The following is a 24,135-nucleotide window of genomic DNA, read 5'->3' as shown; positions in this document are numbered from 1 at the left end:
ACCAGCCACGACGGACCCGCAGTCGCCCACGAACCCAACACCCCACCCCCGTAGGCATCCCGCCCAACCGCCGGAGGCAACCCGCTCAACCGCCGGAGGCACTGGCTAATCTGCACGGGTGACCATCGACCTGACCCTTTTGCCGCGTGTCGCCTATCGCGGACAAGAGGTCACCGCGCCCCGGCTCCGTGGTCTTCTCGCGCTGCTCGCGGGCGACTTGCGTACGGGCTGCAGCATCGAGCGGCTTGTGGAAGGGCTGTGGTTGCCGGACGAGTTGCCGGAGCGGCCGGGGAAGGCGGTGCAGGTCCTCGTGTCCAGGGCGCGGGCGCTGTTGGGCGCCGACGTCGTCGTCAGCACGCCGACCGGATACCGGCTCACCCTCGCCGAGGACCAGGTCGACAGTTCCGCCCTGCTGCTGCACGCCGCCGCGAGCGCGGACCGGGCCAGGGCGGGGGACCACGCGGGATCGCTGGCCGCGGCCGAGGCCGGGCTCGCATTGTGGGAGGGCACCCCTGATGGGGGCGGCGACCTCGACGATCCCGTAGCCGCGTTACGCGCCGAGCGCGCCCCCGTCCGCGCCGCGCTCGTACGCGCGCAGGCGCTCGCGCTCGCCCGGCTGGGGCGGCACGCGGAGGCGGCCGGGCCGCTGGCCGTGGCCGCCGCGGAGCATCCGCGCGACGAGGAGGTGCTCGCCGAGCTGCTGCGCGGCGAGGCGGCGACGGCGGGCCCGTCCGCCGCGCTGGCGCGGTATGAGGCGTACCGCCGTGAGCTGCGCGAGACGCTCGGTACGGATCCGGGGGCTCAACTCAAGGTCGTACAGCAGGAGTTGCTGCGGGGCGAGGCGCCCACGGTCCGGCACGGCGTGCCGCACGAGCCAAACCCGCTGCTGGGAAGGGACGAGGACATCGCGGCGGTACAGCGGCTGCTGCACGCTTCCCGCGCCGTCACCGTGGTCGGCCCCGGCGGCCTCGGCAAGACCCGGCTCGCGTACGCCGTCAGCCGCCGGGCCGAGCAGCGCGTGGTGTATTTCGTGCCGCTCGCCGGTGTCACCGCGGACGAGGACGTGGCCGCGGAGGTGGCCTCCGCGCTCGGCGCGGGCGAGGGGCGGGCCGGCGCCATGAGCGGCCTCGCCCCTGCCGACCCGGTGTCCGGCATCCTCGGCGTGCTCGGCTCCGGGCCCGCGCTGCTGGTGCTGGACAACTGCGAGCAGGTCATCGGGGGCGCCGCCGACCTCGTACGGGCCCTGGTCTCGTCCTCGAAGGACCTGCGGGTGCTCGCCACCAGCCGGGCCCCCCTCGGTCTCACATCGGAGGCGGTGTACGCGCTGCCGGAACTCCAACTTGCCACCTCCGTCGAGCTGTTCACGCAGCGGGCCCGCGCCGCCCGGCCCGGCGTGGAGCTGCCGCCGGACGCGGTGGCCGGGCTGTGCCGCCACCTCGACGGGCTGCCGCTTGCCGTGGAGTTGGCCGCGGCGCGGGTGCGGGTGCTTTCGGTGCCGGAGATCGCGCGCCGCCTCGGCGACCGGTTCGCACTGCTGCGCGGCGGGGCGCGGGACGTGCCGGAGCGGCACCGCACGCTGCAGGCGGTCGTGGAGTGGAGCTGGAACCTGCTGGCGGAGGACGCCAGGGCGGCGATGCGCACCCTGTCCGTCTTCCCCGGCGGCTTCTCCGGCGAAGCGGCGGAGCAGGTGCTGGGCGAGGACGCGCTGTTCCTGCTGGAGCAGTTGACCGATCAGTCGCTGCTCACCGTCGCCGAGACCCCGGCCGGTGTGCGGTTCCGGATGCTGGAGACCGTACGGGAGTTCAGCGCGGCCCGGCGCGCGGAGGCGGGCGAGGAGGACGAGGCCATCGGCCGGTTCCTCGCCTGGGCGCGGGACTTCGGGGTCGCGAACCACGACTGGCTCTTCCGCTCGGAACCGCTGACCGACTTGGAGCGGATCAGGGCCGAGCAGGACAACCTCGTGCTGGCCCTGCGGCACGCCCTGGCCCGTACGGACGGCCCCACCACTGCCGCCCTCACCGCCGTCCTCGCCGCTCTGTGGTCCATCGGTTCCAGCTACCCCCGCCTCGCCGCCCTCGCCGCGGACACCGGCCCGCCGCTGTCGCACTATTACCCCGAGCCCGAACACGTCGAAGTCGCCCGCGCCGCCGCGGTGATGTGCACGACGAGCCTGTTCATGGGCTACGGCCCGCACGCCGTACGCCAGCTCGTCACCCTCAGGCGGCTGCCCCCGGCCCCGCCGGACACGCTGTTGCGCGCCATCGCGATAGTGCTGAGCGCGGTCCCCGAGATCCTGCCGCCCGACTACGAAGTGCTGCAGAAGCTCTGCGACAGCGAGCAGCCGCTGCTCGCCGGCACCGCCGAGTGCGTCGCCACCTACGTCTGGGAGTCGGAGCACGACATCGACCGCGCGCTCACCTCGGCTCGGCGGATCATCGCCGCGCTGGGGCCGGTCGACAACCCGTTCCTGCAGGTCATGGGCCACTCCCGGCTGAGCGAGCTGTGCTTGCAGACGGAGCGGGGCGAGGAAGCTTACGGACACCTCAAGGCGGCGCTCCAGGCACTGCTGCGGCTCCGCGACGAGCACGACCTCATCGGCATCCGCTGGGGCCTCGTCCTCGCCTGCCTGCAGCGCGACGACCCCGACGAGGCCGAGTACTGGCTGCGGCAGGCGGAGGGCGCCGACACCACGAAGCAGGAGGCCTACAGCATGGACCTCATCGGGCGCGCCGAGATCGCGCTCGCCCGCGGACTGACGGAGGTCGGGCTCGGCTTGTGGCGCAGCGCCGTGCAGCCGCTGCCCGCAGTCGGCTCGATACACGGCGGCGATCCCTTCTTCGACCAGTGGGTGCTGGAGATCCTGGCGGTGGCGGTGACGGCGCACGCGCACGCCGACCGTCTCGAGCTCGTCGCGGAGCCGGTCGACCGACTGCGGCAGGGACTGCGGACCCTGCTCTCCGGTCCGTCCGGCTCGCCCATGGAGCTCCCGGTGTTCGGGACGGTGCTGCACGCGCTCGGCCTGGCGGGGCTCGCGTCCGGCGACACCACCGCCGTACGGATGATCGCGCTGGCCGAACGGCTGCGGGTGCTGCGCTCGTTCCAGCCGACGATGTCGGCGGATCGCGCCCGGAAGGCGGTCGGGGCCGCCGGGAACGCTGCCAGGGCGGCGTACGCCGACGCGGTGTCGGAGTACGCCGCCCTGGAGCGGGACGAGCTGCGGGAGGCGGCCCGCGCTGCCATGGCGGTTACTTCGGGTCGCGGTTGAACAGCGACGTCGACCAGCGGTAGCCGAGCACGGTCAGGCCGACGCACCAGGCGATCGCGATCCACCCGTTGTTGCCGATCTCGGTGCCGAGCAGCAGGCCGCGCAGGGTCTCGATGGCCGGCGTGAACGGCTGGTACTCGGCGATCGGCTGGAACCAGCCCGGGATCGCGTCGATGGGGACGAAGGCGCTCGAGATGAGCGGGAGGAGGATCAGCGGCGTTGCCATGTTGCTGGCCGCCTCGGGGTTCGGGCTGGCCATGCCCATCCCGACCGCGATCCAGGTGAGCGCCAGGGTGAACAGCGCGATCAATCCGAAGGCCGCCAGCCACTCCAGGGCCGTGGCGTCCGTGGACCGGAAGCCGATGGCCACGGCGATGGCACTGACGAGGACCAGGCTGGCGAGTACTTGCAGCACGCTGCCGACGACGTGCCCGACGAGCAGGGACCCGCGGTAGACCGCCATCGTGCGGAAGCGGGCAATGAGGCCCTCGGTCATGTCCATGGAGACGGAGATCGCGGCCCCGATCACGGTGCTGCCGATGGTCATCATCAGGAGGCCCGGGACGAGATAGGCGATGTAGTCGGAGCGGTCCGCGCCGCCGCCACCGATGCCCGCGCTCATCACGCCTCCGAAGACGTAGACGAAGAGCAGCAGCAGCATGATCGGCGTGAGCAGCAGGTTCAGAGTCATGGACGGGTAGCGCCGCGCGTGCAGCAGGTTGCGGCGCAGCATCGTGTTCGAGTCGCGGACGGCGAGGGAAAGGGCGCTCATCGGACAGTCTCCTTGGGCTGGTTGGCCTTGGGCCGGTCGGTGCCGCTGGTCAGGGCGAAGAACACGTCGTCGAGGTCGGGGGTGTGCACGGTCAGCTCGTCCGCCTCGACGCCGGCCGAGTCCAGCCAGTCGAGGATGGCGCGCAGCTCGCGCTGGCTGCCGTCGCTGGCGATCTGCAGTGACAGCGCCTCGTCGTCCCGGGTGACCTCGCGCAGGGCGACGGCGGCGGACTGGTACGCGGCCGGGTCGGAGAACCGCAGCCGCACGTGCCCGCCCGGGATGAGCCGCTTCAGCTCGCCGGCACTGCCCTCGGCGGCGATCTTGCCGTCGCTCAGCACCGCGATGCGGTCGGCGAGCTCGTCGGCCTCCTCCAGGTACTGGGTGGTGAGGAAGACGGTGACGCCGCCGGAGACCAGTTCGCGGATGATCCCCCAGGTGTTGTGGCGGCTGCGCGGGTCGAGGCCGGTGGTGGGCTCGTCGAGGAAGATGATCCGCGGACTGCCGACCAGCGTCATGGCGAGGTCGAGGCGGCGCTTCATGCCGCCGGAGTAGGTGGAGGCGGGCTTCTTCGCGGCCTCCACCAGGTCGAAGCGCTCAAGGAGTTCGGCGGTGGTGCGGCGGCCCTCACTGCGCGAGAGGTGGTGCAGGTCCGCCATGAGGAGCATGTTCTCCTCGCCGGTGATCAGCCTGTCGACGGCGGAGAACTGGCCGGTGACGCCGATCGCGGCCCTCACGGCCTGGGGGTCGGTGGCCAGGTCGTGGCCGCCGACGTGCAGGTCGCCGGCGTCGGCGGTGATGAGGGTGGAGAGGATCTTGACGGCGGTGGTCTTGCCGGCGCCGTTCGGGCCGAGCAGGGAGAAGACCGTGCCGGTCGGCACCGCCAGGTCGATACCGTCGAGGACCGTCTTGTCCCCGTAGGACTTGCGCAGCCCCTTGGCCGCGATGGCGGGAGAGTGCGATGTCGTTGTCGTCATGCCGCAGAGGTTGCGGCAGGGCGCATTCAGTGCGGTTTCAGGATGCTTTCAGCGCCCTGAAACCGGGGCTGGGGCCGGCAGACAGCCGCCCTGGTTCGTCGAACTGGCCCGCCGGACACGGCCTCAGCGGGGTGCGCCGTCCCACAGGTCGGTGCGGTGGGCGCCGACCAGGGCGGCGATCCGGGCGAGGACTTCCCCCACGGGCAGCGGATCGAGCCGACGACCGTCCCGCAGACGCACCGCGACCAGATCATCGACGGCCTCCTTGGCGCCGATCACCGCCTGGTACGGCACGAGGCGGGCCTCCCGGATACGGGCGCCCAGGCTGCCGCGTTCGGGTTCGGCGATCTCGGCTCGCAGTCCGAGGTCGGCGCAACGCTGGGCGAGTGCCTCAGCATTCGGCAGCTCGGCCTCGGAGATCGGCAGGACGACCAGCTGGGTGGGAGCCAACCAGGCCGGAAAGGCGCCACCGTGCTCCTCGATGAGATGCGCGACGGCCCGCTCGACACTGCCGATGATGCTGCGGTGGACCATGACGGGCCGGTGTTTCGCGCCGTCCGCACCGATGTAGTGCAGGCCGAACCGCTCCGGCTGGTGGAAGTCGACCTGGACGGTGGACAGGGTGGACTCCCGGCCCGCGCCGTCGATGACCTGGACGTCGATCTTCGGCCCGTAGAACGCGGCCTCGCCCTCGGCAGCCTCGTACGGCAGACCCGATCGGTCCAGGACCTCGGTGAGGAGGGCGGTGGAGCGCTGCCACAACTCGGGAGCGGCGACGTACTTCCCACCGGGGCCGGGGAGGGACAGCCGGTAGCGCGCCGGGCTGATACCGAGTGCCTCGTAGGCCCGGCGGATCATCTCCAGGGCGGCCTGTGCCTCCTCCGCCACCTGGTCCAGGGTGCAGAAGATGTGCGCGTCGTTGAGCTGGATGGCCCGTACGCGGGTCAGCCCACCGAGTACGCCGGACAGCTCGGAGCGGTACATGCCGCCCAACTCGGCCATGCGCAGGGGCAGTTCGCGGTAGCTGTGCGAGCGGGAGCGGTAGATGACCGCGTGATGGGGACACAGGCTGGGCCGCAGCACGACCTGCTCCCCGCCCAGCTCCATCGGCGGGAACATGTCGTCGCTGTAGTGCGACCAGTGCCCCGAGATCTCGTACAACTCCCGCTTGCCGAGCACCGGCGAGTACACATGCCGATAGCCCGCTTTGCGCTCGGCGGTACGGATGTACTCCTCCAGGGCGTGCCGCACGACCGCGCCATCGGGCAACCAGTACGGCAGCCCCGCCCCGATCAGCGGGTCGGTGTCGAACAGGCCGAGCTCACGGCCGAGTTTGCGGTGATCGTTCATGGTTCGGTCTCCTCGCGAACGGCTCCGAGCGAGTGACCGCACAAGCCGAAGCCCCGGGGCACTCGCCCCGGGGCTTCGGACTCAGACATCGGTCAGCGCGCCGGGACACTCTCCGGCGTCGTCGTCATGTGGGCGCGCTTCATGAGGTGGACGGTAGCAAGGGTGCGGGCGGGCTCGCCCGGTTTTTTGGCCGCCGGTGCGCTGGCGCTGGGCTGGGGGCGCCCGGTTCAGGGGCGCCATCCTAAGATCGCCGCATGCCCGAATCCCTCGCCACCCGCTTCCCACAGCTTGCGGACGAAGTCCGGGAGTTATTCCAAGTCCCGCCCGAACGCGCCGGGTTCCACCCCCTCACGCACAACCCGAAGAACGGCGTCACCGCAGGCGTATGGCGCGTAAGCGTCGCCGAGCGGTCGGCCGTGCTGAAGGTGTTGACCCAGGGCAAGGAAACCACCGACACCTGGGTGGCCTCGGAGGACCCGCGGCACTGGAACTTCTGGCGGCGTGAGGCGTACGTGTACGAGGAGGGCGTCGCCCGGGCCTGGGAGCCGTGGGGCATCACCGCGCCCAAGCTGCTCGCCTCCGTCGAACGCCCCGACGGCGACGTGGCGTTGTGGCTGGAGGACGTGCGCGGCGAACCGGCCACGGGCTGGTCCACCGCCGCCCACGCCGAGCACGCCCGCCGCCTGGGCGCGGCCCACGGCAGGGCACTTGCGGAGAAACCCGAACCCCTCGACCACCCCTGGCTCAGCCGCGGCTTCCTCCGCGACTACACCGCCGCCCAGACGACCGGCCGGGACCTGCTCGACGACGACACTGCCTGGCGTCAGCCGCTCGTACGCGACCACTTCCCCGAAGGCCTCCGCGAGGACATGGTGCGGCTGCACCACGAACGCGAATGGTTCCTGGGCGTCATGGAGTCACTGCCCCGCGTCTTCAGCCACCTCGACCAGTGGCCGGCCAACCTCACCTCGCCGCACCCGGGCCACAGCGTGCTGTTCGACTGGGCGTTCGCGGGCGACGGCGCCCTCGGCGAGGACATCGGCAACTACATCCCCGACACGATCTTCGACGGATTCCTGCCCGCCGCCCGGCTGCCCGAGCTGGCGACCGCCGTGTACGAGGGCTACGTACGAGGCCTGCGCGACAGCGGCTGGCAGGGCGAGGAACGGCTCGTCCGGCTCGGTGTGTGCGCCTCCGCGGTGAAGTACGACTGGCTCACCGCCCTGATGCTGTCCCGCGCGGGCGACGCCCAGCAACTCGACTACGGCGGCAGCCGCATCGTGGAGGCCGGGCACCGTTACCGCGAGCGCGGCGTGGTGCTGGCCTTCCTGGCGGACTGGGCCCGGGAGGCGCGCGGGCTCGCGGCCGAACTCGGCTTCCCTCACTGAACCGGACCACTGAACCGGGACCGCTGAGTCCAGAAGCCACCCCGCCCCACCTGTTCGACATTTCGAAAGTTTCGGCTCCCGGGAATTCCGTAGAACACCGCCCCCTTCCCCGTACACTTCCGGCGGCCGTAATGTAGGAAGCGCTTTCTAACCGGTCGACGCCCTCCCGCGTGCCAGACCGTGGCGATCCGAAACTTTCGCTGGTCCTAGGGACAGGACCGGAGAGGTGGCCTTCCATGGTGCGTACGGGGAGCGTGGCCGGGCCGACGCTGGCGGTCGTGGCCCGCGAGGCCGGGGTGTCCGTGCCGACGGCGTCGAAGGTGGTCAACGGCCGGGAGGACGTGGCGCCGGAGACCCGCCGCCGGGTCACCGAGGCGCTCGACCGGCTGGGCTACGTACGCAGACCGCGGTTCGACGCGGCGAAGTCGCCGGGTCTGGTCGATCTCGTCGTGCACTCGCTGGACTCCTCCTGGTCGGGCGCGGTGCTGCACGGCGTGGAGGAGGCCGCACACGACGCGGGCCTCGAGGTGGTCGTCTCGGCCGGCCTGACCCGGACGCGCGGTGGCCGTCCCGAACGCGGCTGGCTGGACAAGCTCTCCACGCGCGGCTCCGCCGGCGTGCTGTTCAACCTGGCGGAGCTCACCCAGTCCCAGTACGGCTGGCTGGACCAGCACCGCATCCCGTTCGTCCTGATCGACCCGGTGATCGATCCGCCGCCCGGCGTGGTCTCGGTCGGCGCCGCCAACTGGCAGGGCGGCGTCACGGCCACCGAGCACCTGCTCGCCCTCGGTCACGAGCGGATCGCGGTCCTCGCCGGCCACCGGCGCAAGCTGTGCAGCAGCGCCCGCGTCGCCGGTTACCGCTCGGCACTCGCGGCGGCCGGTGTCCGCCACCGGCCCGAGTACGTCCGTTACGGCAGCTTCAACGAGCTTGCCGCCCACCGCCGCATGCTGGAACTCCTCGATCTGCCCGAACCGCCCACGGCCGTCTTCGTCTGCTCGGACAAGATGGCCCTCGGCTGCTACCGGGCCCTGGCCGAACGGAAGTTGAGCGTCCCCGACGACATGAGCATCGTCGGCTTCGACGACCTGCCCGAGGCCCAGTGGGCCACACCCTCGCTGACCACGATCCGCCAGCCCCTGTCGGAGATGGCCGCGACCGCGCTGCACCTGCTGGTCCGCATCATGGCGGGCGAACGGCCGGAGGGCACCCGGACGGAGCTGTCCACCCGGCTGGTGGTGCGGGAGAGTACGGGGCCGGCGCCGGAGGCCGCGTAAGGCCTTGCCTACGGCTGAAGTCGCGCCGCCCACCTGATGCCGCCGAGCAGATGCGCCCGGAAGTCAGGGTCCTCGTACGCCTCCGAGGCATGCCCGAGCGCGGTGTAGAAGACCCGCCCGCTCCCCTGCTCCCGGCACCACACCAGCGGGTGGTCGTCGCCCATCCCGCCTCCGTCGTACGAGGATTCGTCGGCCGAGGCGAGGACGCGTACCGAATCGCGCGGACTGGCCCGGAAGTCGTACCACTCGTCTGTGAACTCCCAGGCGGCGGGCAGGTGTTGGGTCGCCGGATGCTCCCGGTCCTCGACGAGGAGCTTGCCCGGCTGGTAGTCGGGGTGACGGGCGAAGCGGGCGCCGAGCAGCTCCCCGTAGTACGGCCAGTCGTACTCGGTACAGGCCGCCGCGTGCACCCCGACGAAGCCGCCGCCCGCCTCGACGTACGCGGCGAGGTGCTCACGCCCCGCGGGCGTCAGGACGTCACCGCTGGTGGAGAGGAAGATGACGGCCGCGTACGGATCGACGGGCGCGTCGAAGAACTCGGGATCCTCCGTGGCGTACACCGTGAAGCCGTGCGCGGCGCCGAGGGAGCGTACGGCCGCGATGCCGTCTGGGATCGAGTCGTGGCGGTAGGCCGTGGTGCGGGTGTAGACGAGGACGCGGGGGTCGAGGTGCGCTGCAGCCATGGCGTCCGGCTCCGCTCAGTCTTCGGTCATGGGCCAGGTCTCCCAGACCAAGTCGAGGCGTCGGTATGCATCGTCGAACCAAGCATCGAGGAGTGGGACGGTGACCGTCACCGTCGTCAGGGACATTGAGTGGTCCTTGATCGTGACCTGGCACCGGTCATCGTCCTCGTCGAGTTCGATGTACAGCCACGGAGCGCGTTCCCCCTCGCGCCAGGCGATGTCCTGTCCCGCGTCGAGCGAGTCCAGGGCCTGCTGCCACTGCCGCAGGTCCTCGGGGAAGACCCAGGTCTTGAGGGTGCCACGGACGAAGGGCGTATCGACCAGGAACTCCCCGACCAGGACATCGGCCTCGGTGAGACGCTTCCGCTCCTCCTTCCCCGCGATCCGGAGAATGACGCTGTTGCCCTCCCCCTCCAGACGGATCAGGTCGATCGGATCCTCAGCCATGACTACCCCTCCCGACTCGCGCATGTTGTCGAACACTAATCGTCGGCACGGACACAAGATCGGTTGAGGTGTGTCAGGCCGCGTGAGCTTCGGGGCGTTCGACGAGGTGTCCTCGTTCGAAGCAGGCTCCGGTGCGGACGAGGGTGACGAGGCGGGGTGCGTTTACGGCCCGCCACCGTTGCTGGGCGGACTCGGCGAGCTTGAAGCGGCCGAGTGTCGGCGTACAGACTTGACTCACCAGTCGCGTACGGAGACCGTCCCCAGCTATCGGGCCCTGCCTGGCCGACGGACGGTGCGCTCCGCCCGGAACTCGCGCGACATGACGCGATGGCTCTGGAACGCTACGGACCTGCGGACTGGATGCGAACGAGCTGAGCCGGGCATTGGATGGGTGATCGATGAGTTTCACACTGGAGGGACCGGCCCTGGAAGGCACGCTCGTGCGTTTGGAGCCGCTGGATCACCGCCATGCCGCGGACTTGGCTGTGGCGGCGGAAGAAGACCGGACCTCTTATCGGTTCACGTGGGTGCCCACGGCAGCCGAGGTCGAGGGTTATATCGATGCCCAGCTCGCCCGTGCCGCTGCCGGGAAGCTGGCCCCGTACGCGCAGGTGGAGCAGGCGTCGGGGCAGGCCGTTGGCGCCACGGCCTACTGGGACCCGCGGCTGCGGCCGGACGGAGACAGTCTGTGTGCGATCGAGGTCGGCTTCACCTGGCTCGCGGCGTCGGCCCAGGGCACAGGGGTGAACACCGAGGCCAAGTATTTGTTGTTCCGGCACGCGTTCGAGAACTGGGGAGTTGCACGCCTCGACTTGAAGACGGACGCACGTAACAGCCGTTCGCGGGCCGCGATCGAACGGACAGGCGCACGCTTCGAGGGCGTGCTGCGGAACTGGTCCCGATCCTGGGCGCCGGGCGAGGACGGCAGACTCCGTGACTCTGCGATCTTTTCGATCATCGCAGCAGAGTGGCCAGAACTCCGGGCGAGGCTCGAGCAGCGAATGGCTCGTGGCCTCGAACGCAGGCAGCCGACGGCAGATGTCCCCGCCCCAAACTGAGCTCGATCACCTTCGCCGAGGGACGCTGGTTCGGCAACCGGCCTGGCGTGGGGCATCGGAAACTGTCCACGTTCATTCGTACGCGGTTCTGTGGGCCGAGTAGGCCGTACCGGAGGCGTAGCCACAGGCCCCTGCCCGGCTACGACGGCTCAGGCAGGGAGCTGTGACGTGTCCGGTGTCAGCCACGTTGAGCCGCGACCGCGCCCGTGTACGTCTCCCGCGTCAGATCCTCTGGCCGGATGCCCAGCTCGGCGAGGACCGCGCGGATGTCGTCGAGCGCGGACGTCACGTCGTTCTCGTCGACGAGGGTCTCGACCTCCAGGAACGTCCCACCGATCTCGGGGACGCGTACGAGGGTGGCGAGCATCTGTCGGCCGCGGGCAGTGAAGTCGTAGTTGCGGCACCGCTTCTCGAACGCGATCAGCTCGACGTGACCGAGGCCGCGCAGGATGGCGTGCGCCGCGTCGGCGTCCTCGACGTGGGTCTCGTGCTCGGGCTTCGACCCGGACGCCTCGTCGACCGGGGCGCCCTTGTACGTGAGGACGGTCCTCGTACCGTCCGCGCCGTGCACGGTCCGCACCCGCAGCTCCTCGCCACCCTTTTCCAGCGAGCCGTCCGGCCGGTCGTAGTACGTGTCCCGGTACACCTGCACCCGGGCCTCGGCACGCTCGTCGAGCTGCCGCACGACCGCCTCAGACGCATGCACGCGAGCCTTCAGCTCCGCCTCGATCACCGGCAGTTCCTCTCTCGGAGCGCGCTGTCACGGTTCCCGCGCCCCTGATCCGGCTGGTACGGCTTTCGCCGTATACGGGCCTGCTTCCGTGTACAGGCGGGTGGCGGGCTGGGCAAGGCGTCGGACCAGGACGTGTCCGATTCCTACAAGACCACGCTCGAACTGCCTGCCTACGGTGGCCGCATGACTCCACGATTCGATGCGATCGGCATGGTGGCCTCCGACATGGCCGCCTCAGTCGCCTTCTACCGCCGCCTCGGATTGGCCTTCCCCGAGGGCTCCGAGAAGCAGCCGCACGCCGAGGCCCAACTGCCGGGCGGGCTGCGCCTGATGCTCGACAGCGAGGAGACCATCCGCGAGTTCGCGGCAGAGTGGCAGCCGCCGAGCGGGGGCGGGCGTATCTCGCTGGCCCTGCTGTGCGAGAGCCCGGCCGAGGTCGACGCCGTGTACGAGGAGATGGTGGGCGCCGGGTACGACAGCGGGCTCAAGCCGTGGGACGCCGACTGGGGGCAGCGGTACGCGAGCCTGCTCGACCCGGACGGCAACGACGTCGGCCTGTTCGCGCCGCTACCCGGTGCGACCCAGTAGCTCGCCCAGCGGCATGCCCGCCAACTCCCGTACGTCCCGGGCCAGATGGGCCTGGTCGGCGAACCCGGTCCGTGCCGCCGTGTCCGCGTAGGGCACCCCGGCGCGGGCCAGGGCGAGGGCGCGCTGCAGCCGTAGTACGCGGGCGAGGGTCTTGGGGCCGTAACCGAAGGCGGCCAGCGAACGGCGGTGCAGCTGGCGGGCGCCGACGCCGAGTTCGTCTGCGGTGGCGGCGACTGGGCGGCCCGCGTGGAGGGCGGCCACGACCCGTCTCAGCAGCGGGTCGGGGGGTGCGGCGCCGGACGCCCACCGCAGCGCCACCTCTTCGAGGCCGCTCGCCGGGTCGTCGGCCGCGTTCACGTGCGCGGTGAGGCGCCGTACCTCGGAGCGGGGCCGGAGGTCGGCCAACTCCACGCGCTGGTCGCGCAGTTCGTGCGCGGGCACGCCCAGGAGTGTGGGCGCGGTGCCGGGGTAGAAGCGGACGCCCGCCCAGGACCGCGGCGCGCCTTCGGTGACGTACGCGTGTGTGTCGGGCCCGGCGACCAGCAGCCGTCCCTCGTTCCACAGGAGGTCCATGCAGCCGTCGGGCAGGACGCGCCCGGCGCCGGTGTCGGACGGGGTGTTCGTCCAGACGACGGCGCCCGCAAGCCGGGAGGGCCGCTCCGCGTACACGTACGCCAGGTTACGCCGCTCGGTTACGTCGCTCGTGTCCGGTGCTCCTGCGGGCTGACCCCGTACACCCGCTTGAAGGCGCTGGACAGGGCGAACGCGCTGCCGTAGCCGACCTGGCGGGCGATCGCGCCGATGGTGTCCTCCGTGTCCCGCAGCCGGTCCGCGGCGAGGGCGAGGCGCCAGCCGGTGAGGTACGTCATCGGGGGCTCGCCCACGAGTTCGCTGAAGCGGCGGGCGAGTGCGGCCCGGGAGACGCCTGCCTTCGTGGCGAGCAAGGCGACGGTCCAGGGGTGTGCCGGGTCGTCCTGGAGGAGGCGCAGCACCCGGCCCACGACGGGGTCCGCGAGAGCCTGGTACCAGGCGGGCGCCTCGGCTTCCGGGCGGGAGAACCAGACCCGTAGCGCGGCGATGACCAGCAGGTCGAGCAGCCGGTCGAGGACGACCTCCTGGCCGGGCTCGTCGCGCACGATCTCCTCGGTGAACAGCGGGGTGAGCGGGCACTCCCACTCGTCGGAGGTCAGGCGGAGCAGCGGTGGCAGGGCGTCGAGCAGCCGGCCGTTGATCTCGCCCTGCATGGTGTACGTCCCGATCAGCATCACCGTGGAGCCGTCGAGCCGGTCGCCCCAGGTGCGGACGCCGAGGTCCATGACCCCGTTCAGGGAGCGGCCGTCGGGGTAGAAACATTCGGCGCCCGGCCCGATCAGCGCCTGCGGCTCGGTCGAGGGGTCGTCGGCGCAGGTGTACGGGTCCGGGCCGCGCGCGATGGCGAGGTCACCGGCCCGCAGGAACAGCCGCTCCCCCTCGTCCGGCATGGCCCAGGCCTCGCCACGGACCATGAGCATCACCGTGAGCGGGGCGCGATCTTCGATACGTACGCACCACGGCGGATCGAAACACGCTCGGATCATGAAGGCGCCACGCGCGCGTGGACCCTCCAGAAGGCCTGCGAGTGCGTCCATGAGGCCAGAGTAGACGCGCGCTTATGGGAACGAGAGGTTCAGCGATGTTCCCTTTCCGCGCTGGGCAGTTCACTCGATTTCATGACAGAGAACACGCGGAACAAGACGCTGTTGGTGACGGGAGCCTCGGGCAAGACGGGGCGCAGGGTGGTGGAGGCCGCGCAGGCGGCGGGATTCGACGTACGGGCCGCGTCGCGCGGTGGCGCGGTGCGCTTCGACTGGACCGACTCCGCCACGTGGGATGGGGCGCTGCGCGGCGCCGACGCGGCGTATGTGGCGTATCCGGGGGACATCGGCGCGCCGGGCGCGGCCGAGAGCATCGGCACCTTGGCGCGGCGGGCGCTGGAGCTGGGCGTACGGCGGCTGGTGCTGTTGTCGGCGCGCGGTGAGGCGCAGGCGGAGTCGGCCGAGCGGGCGGTGCGCGAGTCGGGGGCGGAGTGGACGGTCGTGCAGGCGGACTGGTTCATGCAGAACTTCAGTGAGGGGCTGCTGCTGGAGGGGGTGCGCGCTGGTGAGTTCGTGTTCCCGGCGGGCGAGGTGCCGGTGCCGTTCATCGACGCGCGGGACATCGCGGACGTCGTGGTGAAGGCGCTCACCGACTCCTCGTACGTGGGGCGGACCCTGGAGATCACCGGGGCGCGGCTGCTGTCCTTCCGTGACGCCATGGCGGAGATCTCCGCGGCGGCGGGCCGGGAGATCCGCTATGTGCCGGTGTCGGTCAAGGAGTACGGCGCCATGCTGACCGATTTCGGGCTGCCGGCCGAGGAGGTCGCGTCCCTGCAGGAGGTCTTCGAGGCGCTGCTCGACGGCAGCAACGCACAGACCACCGACGGGGTCGAGCAGGTCCTGGGCCGCGCCCCGCGCGACTTCACGGACTTCGCGCGGGAGCACGCGGCGCAGGGAGTGTGGAAGGTCTAGAGCCGACGAGGGTCAGTGCTCTGCGGGCGGCTCGTCGCCGTTCTTGGGGGAACTCTTCGCGGTCGTCCGCAGCCGTGACGTCACGTCCTCCGGGGGGAGGAAGCGGGACCAGCGCTCCGGGAACTCGGAGGGCATGTCCGGATCGTCGGGGTCGGCGGCGGACCGGGCCGCCGCCGCGCGGGCCACGATGTCGGCGGCCTGCGCGGCGCGCAGCTGTTCGTTGACGGCGCGGGCGGCGGCCGTGGCGGCGGCCGGCCAGACCCGGTCGATGGCGGCGTTGACGGCCGCTCCGACGAGTACGGCGAAGGCGGAGACGCCGATCCACAGCAGTACGGCGACGGGGGCGGCCAGCGAGCCGTAGATCGTGGGCCCTTCGACCGTGTTGGACAGGTAGATCCGCAGCAGGAAGCTGCCCAGTACCCACATGGCGAGCGCTATCAGGGCGCCGGGCACGTCCTCGACCCATGGGGAGCGCACCGGCACGGACACGTGGTAGAGCGTCGTCAGGAAGACGATGGACAGGACGATGACGACGGGCCAGTACAGGACCTGTACGACGGTCGTCGACCACGACACGAGGTTCACCACGGCGTCCGGGCCCGCGACCATCAGCGGCAGCGCCACGGAGCCGATCAGCAGCGCCACGAGGAACAGCAGGAACGCCATCAGCCGGGTCTTGACGATGCCGCGGACGCCGTCGAGGCCGTACATGACGGTGATGGTGTCTATGAAGACGTTCACCGCGCGCGAGCCCGACCACAGGGCGAAGAGGAAGCCGAGGGAGATGACGTCGGGTCTGCCGCCCTTCATCACGTCGTGGAGGATCGGCTGGGCGATCTCGCTGACGCCCTTGTCGGACAGGATCGTGCGGGACGCCTCCAGGATGTTGGTCTCCACGCTGGCGATGGTGTCGGCGCCGGTCCAGGAGTCCACGTAGCCGAGCAGTCCGAGCATGCTCAGCAGCAGCGGCGGCACGGAGAGCAGCGTGAAGAAGGCGGCTTCGGCGGCCAGGCCCAGGATCCGGTACTCGATGCAGGAGTTGACGGTGTCCTTGAGCAGCAGCCAGGCGGTCCTCCGCTTGGAGACATTCCGGTAGAGAGCGCGTGCCCGGTGAAGCCGGCCGGGTGGGCTCTCTGGTGTTTCACTTGCTGGCTGCACGCTCCTAACCGTATCGGTCGCGACGTGCGTTCTTCACCCTCCGCACTCGAAGGTGACGGCCGCCCTACCCGGGGGTAGTTTCCTCACATGGCAACCGGCACCCACGCAGTGACGAACCAGGTTCCGCCCCTTGTCGGCTATGACGTCTTCGGCGCCGACCGGGTCCTGACGGAAGCGGTCGAGCGGCATCTCGCCCCCGGGCTGCTCGACGAGGCGCGCGAGGAGCTTTCGTCCCTGGGGCGCACGGCCGGTTCCGCGCAGGCCCAGGAGTGGGGGGCGCAGGCGAACGAGAATCCGCCCAGGCTGCGTACGCACGACCGCTACGGTCACCGCATCGACGAGGTCGACTTCCATCCGTCCTGGCACCGGCTGCTGCGCAAGGGCGTCTCGGCGGGCCTGACGGCGGCGTGGGCGCGGCCGGGCGGGCATCTGCGGCGTGCGGCCGGGTTCCTCATCTGGACGCAGGTCGAGGCGGGCCACGGCTGCCCGCTGTCGATGACGCACGCGGCGGTGCCCGCACTGCGCACGGACCCGGAGCTCGCGGCCGAGTGGGAGCCGCGGCTCACGTCCACCGTCTACGACCAGGGGCTGCGGCCCGCCGCGCAGAAGGCCGGCGTGCTCTTCGGCATGGGCATGACGGAGAAGCAGGGCGGCAGTGACGTACGGGCGAACACGACGGTGGCGCGTCCGCTCGCCGAGGACGGGACGTACGAGCTGACGGGCCACAAATGGTTCTGCTCGGCGCCGATGTCGGACGGCTTTCTGGTGCTGGCGCAGGCGCCCGGCGGGCTCACGTGCTTCCTGGTGCCACGGGTGCTGGAGGACGGCACGCGCAATGTGTTCCTGATCCAGCGGCTGAAGGACAAGCTGGGCAACCGGTCGAACGCGTCGAGCGAGATCGAGTTCGACGGGACCTGGGCGCGCCGGGTCGGGGACGAGGGGCGCGGGGTGCGCACGATCATCGAGATGGTCGCGGTGACCCGGCTGGACTGCGCGCTCGGCGCCGCCTCCCTGATGCGGCAGGCGGTCGCGCAGGCCGTGCACCACTGCACCTACCGTGAGGCCTTCGGCGGCAAGCTGATCGACAAGCCGCTGATGCGGAATGTACTGGCCGATCTGGCGCTGGAGTCCGAGGCGGCGACGACGCTGTCGCTGCGGCTGGCGGCCGCGTACGACGACGGGAGCGAGCAGGAGCGGGCGTTCCTGCGGATCGCCGTGCCGGCCGCGAAGTACTGGGTGACCAAGCGCTGCACACCGCTCGTCGTCGAGGCATCGGAGTGCCTGGGCGGCAATGGGTACGTGGAGGAGTCCGGGATGCCGCGGCTGCTGCGCGAGTCGCCACTGAACTCCATCTGGGAGGGCGCGGGCAACGTCCAGGCGCTGGACATCCTGCGGGCCATGCAGCGCGAGCCGCACGCCCTGAACGCCTTCCTGGAGGAGATCGGCCGGGCCCGTGGCGCCGACCACCGGCTGGACGGGGCGATCAAGAACCTGCTGGCCGAACTCGCCGACCTGGACGGCATCGAGGGCCGCGCCCGGCGTCTGGCGGAGCGGATCGCGCTGGTGCTCCAGGGCGCACTGCTCGTCCAGTACGCGCCCCCGGAGGTCGCCGACGCGTTCTGCGCGTCACGCCTCGGCGGGGACTGGGGGGCGGCGTTCGGGACCCTGCCGCACAGCCTGGACCTGGCCTCGGTGGTGGAGCGGGCACGGCCCGTCTCGTAGTCGGGCCGTAGGCAGGCGTACGACACGGGGGTGCGGGTGTCGAACCGGCGCCTCCCTCTCGTACCACCTATTCCGGCGTATTCGCCCAGGCCCGGCGACATCTGACGTACCATCCCTCCCACGGCTCCCCACACTGTCCCGCCGGTTCAACGCACTGACCGGAAGGGGCAGTTGGCCGCCAACGCGGGAGGAACAATGGCGTATCGAGGCAGGCACCGCCGCCGTAAGAAGGGGCGCGCGCTGCGGGCGGGCCTGGCCGGGACCGCTCTCGCCCTCACCGTCGCCGCGGGCCTCATCAGCACTTCGCAGGCCGCGAGCAGCGCGAACCCGGGCGCCCTCACCGCGCTCACCTCATCGTCCGAGACCGACAAGCTCCAGCTGCACGAGAACCTCGTCGGCGAGGACACCCTCGACGCCCTCGAGAGCGGGATGGGCGGGAACGTCGGTGTGGACGGCGTCCTGCAGAACGCCAACCACCAGATGCGCAACAGGGCCGACTGCGGTGCCCAGGAGAAGGCCGCGCTGCCCGTCGAGCCGGACGCTACGCGCGTGTACTGCTGGGCGGACAGTGATGCGCGGACCCAGAAGTGGCAGCCTCAGTCGGTGACCACCTCCGGGGACTCCGACGAGGACGGCAGGTGGGGCTCCAACCGTGTGATCCTGTCCGGCTGGACGCACACCGGCCAGAGGGCGGGCGCGCAGGAGGAGGACAAGGGCCTCGCCCGGGTCGCCTTCATCGACGCGAACGACCCGGGGAACCTCAAGTACCGCTGGGTCCTGCTGGTCGCCCCGCTGGAGGGCGGCAAGGACTTCGAGGCCGTCCGCTCCCGTGTCGGCGGCATGGTCTGGTACCAGGACAAGCTGATCGTCACCGCCAGGAACGGCGCCGCCGGCAACAACGCCCTGTACGTCTTCGACATGGACCGCATCCTGCGCGCCGACGTCGTCAGCGGCGCCGTCGGCAAGGTGAAGGAGGGCTGGTCGGCGCACGGCTACCGGTATGTGATGCCGGCCATGGGCTCGTACAGCCTCACCGGCGGCGCCTGCGACGCCACCACCAACGACCGCGTCCCCTGCTTCGCCTCCGCATCCCTGGACCGCACCTCCACGCCGGACAGCCTGGTCGCCAACGAGTGGTTCCGCCCGGACAGCGGCGAGCCGGGCCGCGTATGGCGTTACGACTTCAGTACCGCGGACGACCGCACGGGCCTGCTCGCCACCGACCCCCGGGGACGCGTCCACGCCGAGGAGGCGTACGAGACCGAGGCCGTCGGGCTGCAAGGGGTCCTCTCGCACCGGCCGAACGGCGCGAGCGAGCCGAACTGGTACGCCGGACACGCACCGGGCGCGGGCGACGGGCACGGCACGCTCTGGCGGCAGAACGAGAGCGCCGCGAAGGCCGCGAAGTGCGGCGGTGACGAGTCGTACGCCTGCTGGGGGCGGGACACGGAGTCGCTGTCGTACTGGCAGGAGACCGGCGAGCTGTGGACGCTGACCGGGCGGGTGGCGACCGCCTCGGGCCGGGCGGACGACCTTCCCGGGCGGGCGGACGACCGGGCCACCGCGTGGCAGCCGGGCACGGTTTCCGAACGGGTGTTGTACGCGGTTCCGTTGTCGACGGTGGACCACTCGTTGGAGTGACCCGGTTGTTTTGAAGCGGGGCTCACGTTCGTGGTATCGCTGACCCGCATGAGCATCGCTGTCACCACCTGGTCGCTGGAGCAGACCTCTCCGGCCGACCTGCTGCCCGCCGCCGAGCCGGCCGGCAACGTCCGGATCGTCCGCTCCGAGGTGCCCTCGCCGGAGTTCAGCCGCTTCCTGTACACCTCGGTCGGCGGCGACATCCGCTGGACCGACCGGCTGGGCTGGACGTACGCCCAGTGGCAGGAGGACCTCGAGCGGCCGGGGGTCGAGACCTGGGTCGCGTACGAGCGCGGGACGCCCGCCGGATACGTACAACTGGAGGCGCAGGCAGAGGGCGTCGTGGAGATCGTCTACTTCGGGCTGATCCCCGCCTTCCGGGGCCGGCGGATCGGTGGGCACCTCCTGTCGTACGGGGTCGCGCGCGCCTGGGACCTGGCCGAGCGCTGGCCGGGCAGGCCGCCGACGAAACGCGTCTGGCTGCATACATGCAGCAAGGACGGGGAGCATGCGATGGACAACTACCTGCGGCGCGGCTTCAAGCTCTTCGACACCAAGGTGGCCGAGGAGCCGGACATCGCCACCGCCGGTCCCTGGCCAGGGGCGCTGGCCGTCTGACCTGGTGAGACCGGGAAAGACAAGCCCTGCGTCAGACCTTGTGACCAACAACACCCTTGTCTCACGATACGGGACAAGGGTGTCCGTATCGCGGACGAAGCTGGACTCTGTCCAGATCGCCATGACACGCTTCCGTCATGTCTGGAACTGGAATTGCCTTGGTGAGTCGGCGGCACGTCGACCTCGGCCGCATGTCCAGCGCCATCTGTCCGGCGAGCTGAGCAGCTGTATCCGACAGGGCCTTCCGGTCCCGGACAGCAGCACCGCCGACATTCTCCCTTCTGCCTCGCTCTGCGCAAAGACGCGCGCGTATGCCCCCATGCGCCCCTATGCGCAGGTCTGAGTCGCTCCCCCCGCCTGTCCCGAAGGACGTAACCATGGCCGCCACCCCACAGAAGCCTGCTGCCGCCGCGCCCCGCCGCAAGGTGAGCCGTCACCGCGGCGAGGGCCAGTGGGCCGTGGGTCACTTCACCCCGCTCAACGGCAACGAACAGTTCAAGAAGGACGACGACGGTCTCAACGTACGGACACGTATTGAGACGATCTACTCCAAGCGGGGATTCGACGCGATCGACCCCAACGACCTGCGTGGCCGGATGCGCTGGTGGGGCCTCTACACCCAGCGCAAGCCCGGGATCGACGGCGGCAAGACCGCGATCCTGGAGCCGGAGGAGCTGGACGACAAGTACTTCATGCTGCGGGTGCGGATCGACGGCGGCCGGCTCACCACCGAGCAGCTGCGGGTGATCGGCGAGATCTCGCAGGAGTTCGCGCGCGGCACCGCCGACATCACCGACCGGCAGAACATCCAGCTGCACTGGATCCGCATCGAGGACGTGCCCGAGATCTGGGAGCGCCTCGAAGGCGTCGGCCTGTCCACGACCGAGGCCTGCGGTGACACGCCCCGTGTCATCCTCGGCTCGCCCGTCGCCGGGATCGCCGAGGACGAGATCATCGACGGCACCCCGGCCATCGACGAGATCCACCGCCGGATCATCGGCAACAAGGACTTCTCGAACCTGCCCCGCAAGTTCAAGTCCGCGGTCTCCGGCTCGCCGCTGCTGGACGTGGCGCACGAGATCAACGACATCGCCTTCGTCGGCGTGAACCACCCCGAGCACGGCCCCGGCTTCGACGTCTGGGTCGGCGGCGGCCTCTCCACCAACCCCAAGATCGGCCAGCGCCTTGGCACTTGGGTGCCGCTGGACGAGGTCGCGGACGTCTACGAGGGCGTCATCTCGATCTTCCGTGACTACGGCTACCGGCGCCTTCGTACGCGCGCCCGGCTGAAGTTCCTGCTCGCCGACTGGGGCGTGGAGAAGTTCCGTCAGGTCCTTGAGGACGAGTACCTGAAGCGGAAGCTGATCGACGGCCCGGCGCCCGACCAGCCCGTGGCGCGCTGGCGCGACCACGTCGGGGTGCACCGGCAGCAGGACGGACGGTTCTACGTCGGTTTCGCGCCGCGGGTGGGCCGCGTGGACGGCACGACCCTCACGAAGATCTCCGAGCTGGCCGAGGCGCACGGCTCGGGACGGCTGCGTACGACCGTCGAGCAGAAGATGATCGTGCTCGACGTGGAGGAGTCGAAGGTCGCCTCGCTCGTCGAGGGCCTGGAGGCGCTCGACCTCACCACCAAGCCGTCGCCGTTCCGGCGCGGCACGATGGCCTGTACCGGCATCGAGTACTGCAAGCTCGCGATCGTCGAGACCAAGGCGCGCGGGGCCTCACTGATCGATGAACTCGAGCGCCGCATCCCCGAGTTCGACGAGCCGATCACCATCAACATCAACGGCTGCCCGAACGCCTGCGCCCGTATCCAGGTCGCGGACATCGGTCTCAAGGGCCAGTTGGTCCTGGACGACGAGGGCAACCAGGTCGAGGGCTTCCAGGTGCACCTCGGCGGTGCGCTCGGTCTGGAGGCCGGTTTCGGCCGCAAGGTCCGTGGCCTGAAGGTCACTTCGGAGGAGCTGCCGGACTACGTCGAGCGGGTCCTCAAGCGCTTCGAGGCGGAGCGCGAGGACGGCGAGAGGTTCGCCACATGGGCGGCGCGGGCCAGCGAGGAGTCGCTGTCATGAGCCTCCTTGTGGTCGTGGCCATGAGCGCCCTCCTGTGCGTCGGCGCGGGCGCGGTGATCGGCGCCCTCGCAGGCCACGTACGCATGGATGCGGACGGAGGGCGGCAGCGGTGAGCGAACGAGCCGCGCCCTTCTACTGCCCGTACTGCGGCGACGAGGACCTGCGTCCGAGCGAGCAGGGGCATGGCGCGTGGGAATGCGGAGCATGCAATCGAGCCTTCCAGTTGAAGTTCCTCGGGTTGCTTTCCCGGGGGCTTCAGCGCACTGACGGTGGAGGGGACCAGATATGACCACGGTTCAGGCAGAGCCGGATATTGAGACGGATCCCGATGCGGAGCTGAAAGCGCTCGCCGAGCAGGCGGGCCGTGACCTCGAGGACGCGTCCGCGCTCGAGATCCTTCAGTGGGCCGCCAAGACCTTCGGCAAGAAGTTCTGTGTGACGTCCTCCATGGAGGACGCGGTCGTCGCTCACCTCGCCGCCCGTGCCATGCCCGGAGTCGACGTCGTGTTCCTCGACACCGGCTACCACTTCCCCGAGACCATCGGCACCCGCGACGCGGTCGAGGCCGTGATGGACGTCAACGTCATCACGCTCACCCCGCGCCAGACCGTGGCCGAGCAGGACGCCGAGTACGGGCCGAAGCTGCACGACCGCAACCCCGACCTGTGCTGCGCGATGCGGAAGATCAAGCCCCTGGAAGAGGGGCTGACGAAGTACACCGCATGGGCCACGGGCCTGCGCCGCGACGAGTCCCCGACCCGGGCGAACACCCCGGTCGTCGGCTGGGACGAGAAGCGCCGCAAGGTCAAGATCTCGCCGATCGCCCGCTGGACGCAGGACGACGTGGACGCGTACGTCACCGAGCACGGCGTCCTCACCAACCCGCTGCTCATGGACGGTTACCCCTCCGTGGGCTGCGCCCCCTGCACCCGCCGCGTGCTCGAGGGCGAGGACGCGCGCGCCGGCCGCTGGGCGGGCCGCGCCAAGACCGAGTGCGGGATTCACGACTGACCATGACCGCTGCGCTGTCGAGGAACCAGGAGAACCAAGTGACCGGAGCCACCATCTGGCTCACGGGTCTGCCGAGCGCCGGCAAGACCACGATCGCGTACGAGCTGGCCGACCGGCTGCGTGCGGAGGGCCACCGCGTCGAGGTGCTCGACGGCGACGAGATCCGTACGTTCCTGACGGCGGGCCTCGGCTTCAGCCGCGAGGACCGGCACACGAACGTGCAGCGCATCGGCTACCTCGCCGACCTGCTGTCCCGTAACGGCGTCAAGACGCTCGTCCCGGTGATCGCGCCGTACGCGGACAGCCGGGAGGCGGTGCGCAAGCGCCACATGGCCGGCGGCACCGCGTACCTCGAGGTGCATGTCGCCACGCCGGTCGAGGTGTGCTCCGAGCGCGATGTGAAGGGGCTGTACGCCAAGCAGGCGGCGGGCGAGATCTCCGGGCTCACCGGGGTCGACGACCCGTACGAGGAGCCCGAGTCGCCCGATCTGCGCATCGAGTCGCACACCCAGACCGTGCCGGAGTCCGCGGCAGCGGTCCACGCGCTGCTCACCGAAAGGGGTCTCGCATGACGACCGTCGCCACTGTCTCCGAGGAGACGGCCAGCCCGTACGCGCTGTCCCACCTGGACGCTCTGGAGTCCGAGGGCGTGCACATCTTCCGTGAGGTGGCGGGTGAGTTCGAGCGGCCGGTGATCCTGTTCTCCGGCGGCAAGGACTCCATCGTCATGCTGCACCTGGCGCTGAAGGCGTTCGCCCCGGCGGCCATTCCCTTCTCGCTGCTGCACGTGGACACCGGGCACAACTTCCCGGAGGTCCTCGCCTACCGG

At 70.6% G+C, this 24,135-nt stretch carries 24 protein-coding genes and 1 pseudogene; 15 read left to right on the top strand and 10 right to left on the bottom strand.

From position 1 onward, the window contains the following. Positions 1-118: 118 nt before the first annotated feature. Positions 119-3,265, top strand: coding sequence for an ATP-binding protein (locus tag ACYVO6_RS20820; protein WP_461063216.1), 3,147 nt, complete (start codon positions 119-121; stop codon positions 3,263-3,265). Here ACYVO6_RS20820 and ACYVO6_RS20815 read toward each other — a convergent pair. The 3 genes from ACYVO6_RS20815 to thrS form a co-directional block, all read right to left on the bottom strand. Continuing rightward, positions 3,246-4,037, bottom strand: a complete 792-nt coding sequence (locus ACYVO6_RS20815) for an ABC transporter permease (protein ID WP_461063214.1) — start codon at positions 4,035-4,037, stop codon at positions 3,246-3,248. The genes ACYVO6_RS20820 and ACYVO6_RS20815 overlap by 20 nt on opposite strands. Beyond that, complete coding sequence (locus tag ACYVO6_RS20810) at positions 4,034-5,011, bottom strand: ATP-binding cassette domain-containing protein (protein WP_461063212.1); 978 nt, start codon at positions 5,009-5,011, stop codon at positions 4,034-4,036. Before ACYVO6_RS20810 ends, ACYVO6_RS20815 begins: the two co-directional genes overlap by 4 nt. Positions 5,012-5,134: 123 nt before the next feature. Beyond that, entirely contained in the window at positions 5,135-6,361 is a 1,227-nt protein-coding gene (gene thrS, locus ACYVO6_RS20805) for a threonine--tRNA ligase (RefSeq protein ID WP_461063210.1), read from the bottom strand. 254 nt (positions 6,362-6,615) lie between these two features. Here thrS and ACYVO6_RS20800 point away from each other — a divergent pair, with 254 nt between their 5' ends. Both ACYVO6_RS20800 and ACYVO6_RS20795 read left to right on the top strand, forming a co-directional pair. After that, a complete protein-coding gene (locus tag ACYVO6_RS20800) occupies positions 6,616-7,749 on the top strand; it encodes a protein kinase family protein (RefSeq protein WP_461063208.1) in 1,134 nt (377 codons plus the stop codon). Positions 7,750-7,985: 236 nt separating this feature from the next. Further along, on the top strand, positions 7,986-9,026 hold the full coding sequence (locus ACYVO6_RS20795; RefSeq protein WP_461063206.1) for a LacI family DNA-binding transcriptional regulator: 1,041 nt from the start codon (positions 7,986-7,988) through the stop codon (positions 9,024-9,026). An 8-nt stretch (positions 9,027-9,034) separates the two neighbouring features. On the opposite strand, the gene ACYVO6_RS20790 is transcribed toward ACYVO6_RS20795, so the two are convergent. The 3 genes and pseudogenes from ACYVO6_RS20790 to ACYVO6_RS20780 form a co-directional block, all read right to left on the bottom strand. Next, complete coding sequence (locus tag ACYVO6_RS20790) at positions 9,035-9,709, bottom strand: ThuA domain-containing protein (protein ID WP_461063204.1); 675 nt, start codon at positions 9,707-9,709, stop codon at positions 9,035-9,037. Positions 9,710-9,724: 15 nt separating this feature from the next. Beyond that, on the bottom strand, positions 9,725-10,156 hold the full coding sequence (locus ACYVO6_RS20785) for a DUF5959 family protein (RefSeq protein WP_461063202.1): 432 nt from the start codon (positions 10,154-10,156) through the stop codon (positions 9,725-9,727). Positions 10,157-10,229: 73 nt separating this feature from the next. Beyond that, positions 10,230-10,361 (bottom strand): annotated as a pseudogene (locus ACYVO6_RS20780) (IS256 family transposase); the annotation flags it as partial. A 193-nt stretch (positions 10,362-10,554) separates the two neighbouring features. Between ACYVO6_RS20780 and ACYVO6_RS20775 the strand changes: the two are divergent. Beyond that, a complete protein-coding gene (locus tag ACYVO6_RS20775; protein ID WP_461063200.1) occupies positions 10,555-11,214 on the top strand; it encodes a GNAT family N-acetyltransferase in 660 nt (219 codons plus the stop codon). A gap of 178 nt (positions 11,215-11,392) precedes the next feature. Here the strand turns inward: ACYVO6_RS20775 and cyaB are convergent, their stop codons facing one another. Then, the gene (cyaB, locus tag ACYVO6_RS20770) at positions 11,393-11,947 is read right to left on the bottom strand and encodes a class IV adenylate cyclase (protein ID WP_461063198.1); all 555 of its coding nucleotides are present in this window, start codon (positions 11,945-11,947) and stop codon (positions 11,393-11,395) included. Positions 11,948-12,130: 183 nt separating this feature from the next. Between cyaB and ACYVO6_RS20765 the strand changes: the two genes are divergently transcribed. Further along, positions 12,131-12,535: a VOC family protein gene (locus ACYVO6_RS20765; RefSeq protein WP_461063196.1), complete on the top strand. Its 405-nt coding sequence runs from the start codon at positions 12,131-12,133 to the stop codon at positions 12,533-12,535. Here the strand turns inward: ACYVO6_RS20765 and ACYVO6_RS20760 are convergent. Together ACYVO6_RS20760 and ACYVO6_RS20755 are read right to left on the bottom strand one after the other, a co-directional pair. Next, positions 12,515-13,204: a helix-turn-helix domain-containing protein gene (locus ACYVO6_RS20760; RefSeq protein ID WP_461063194.1), complete on the bottom strand. Its 690-nt coding sequence runs from the start codon at positions 13,202-13,204 to the stop codon at positions 12,515-12,517. The two genes, ACYVO6_RS20765 and ACYVO6_RS20760, sit on opposite strands and share 21 nt — an antisense overlap. A gap of 23 nt (positions 13,205-13,227) precedes the next feature. Next, a complete protein-coding gene (locus ACYVO6_RS20755; RefSeq protein WP_461063192.1) occupies positions 13,228-14,163 on the bottom strand; it encodes an AraC family transcriptional regulator in 936 nt (311 codons plus the stop codon). 81 nt (positions 14,164-14,244) lie between these two features. Between ACYVO6_RS20755 and ACYVO6_RS20750 the strand changes: the two genes are divergently transcribed. Then, positions 14,245-15,081: an NmrA family NAD(P)-binding protein gene (locus tag ACYVO6_RS20750; RefSeq protein WP_461063190.1), complete on the top strand. Its 837-nt coding sequence runs from the start codon at positions 14,245-14,247 to the stop codon at positions 15,079-15,081. A gap of 12 nt (positions 15,082-15,093) precedes the next feature. Here ACYVO6_RS20750 and ACYVO6_RS20745 read toward each other — a convergent pair whose 3' ends face one another. Beyond that, entirely contained in the window at positions 15,094-16,239 is a 1,146-nt protein-coding gene (locus ACYVO6_RS20745; RefSeq protein ID WP_461063188.1) for a YihY/virulence factor BrkB family protein, read from the bottom strand. An 87-nt stretch (positions 16,240-16,326) separates the two neighbouring features. On the opposite strand from ACYVO6_RS20745, the gene ACYVO6_RS20740 reads away from it, so the two are divergent. The 9 genes from ACYVO6_RS20740 to ACYVO6_RS20700 all read left to right on the top strand — a co-directional run. Then, complete coding sequence (locus ACYVO6_RS20740; protein WP_461063186.1) at positions 16,327-17,961, top strand: acyl-CoA dehydrogenase family protein; 1,635 nt, start codon at positions 16,327-16,329, stop codon at positions 17,959-17,961. Between the two features lie 195 nt (positions 17,962-18,156). Then, the gene (locus tag ACYVO6_RS20735; protein ID WP_461063184.1) at positions 18,157-19,602 is read left to right on the top strand and encodes a hypothetical protein; all 1,446 of its coding nucleotides are present in this window, start codon (positions 18,157-18,159) and stop codon (positions 19,600-19,602) included. 48 nt (positions 19,603-19,650) lie between these two features. Beyond that, positions 19,651-20,220 carry a GNAT family N-acetyltransferase gene (locus tag ACYVO6_RS20730; protein ID WP_461063182.1) on the top strand — a complete coding sequence of 190 codons (570 nt, stop codon included), beginning with the start codon at positions 19,651-19,653 and terminating at the stop codon, positions 20,218-20,220. Between the two features lie 137 nt (positions 20,221-20,357). Next, entirely contained in the window at positions 20,358-20,441 is an 84-nt protein-coding gene (locus tag ACYVO6_RS20725) for a putative leader peptide (RefSeq protein WP_309486338.1), read from the top strand. Between the two features lie 156 nt (positions 20,442-20,597). After that, positions 20,598-22,295: a nitrite/sulfite reductase gene (locus tag ACYVO6_RS20720; RefSeq protein WP_461063180.1), complete on the top strand. Its 1,698-nt coding sequence runs from the start codon at positions 20,598-20,600 to the stop codon at positions 22,293-22,295. Between the two features lie 109 nt (positions 22,296-22,404). Continuing rightward, complete coding sequence (locus tag ACYVO6_RS20715) at positions 22,405-22,584, top strand: hypothetical protein (protein ID WP_165337482.1); 180 nt, start codon at positions 22,405-22,407, stop codon at positions 22,582-22,584. Continuing rightward, positions 22,581-23,306, top strand: coding sequence for a phosphoadenylyl-sulfate reductase (locus ACYVO6_RS20710; protein ID WP_461063178.1), 726 nt, complete (start codon positions 22,581-22,583; stop codon positions 23,304-23,306). Before ACYVO6_RS20715 ends, ACYVO6_RS20710 begins: the two co-directional genes overlap by 4 nt. 2 nt (positions 23,307-23,308) lie before the next feature. Then, positions 23,309-23,878: an adenylyl-sulfate kinase gene (gene cysC, locus ACYVO6_RS20705; protein WP_461063176.1), complete on the top strand. Its 570-nt coding sequence runs from the start codon at positions 23,309-23,311 to the stop codon at positions 23,876-23,878. Continuing rightward, a partial coding sequence (locus tag ACYVO6_RS20700; RefSeq protein ID WP_461063174.1) for a phosphoadenosine phosphosulfate reductase domain-containing protein occupies positions 23,875-24,135 on the top strand: 261 nt, incomplete at its 3' end. The genes cysC and ACYVO6_RS20700, both read left to right, overlap by 4 nt.

The organism is Streptomyces pseudoechinosporeus (assembly GCF_054783935.1).
The sequence above is the reverse complement of the archived record's forward strand: the minus strand, read 5'-3'. Positions and strand labels throughout refer to the sequence as shown.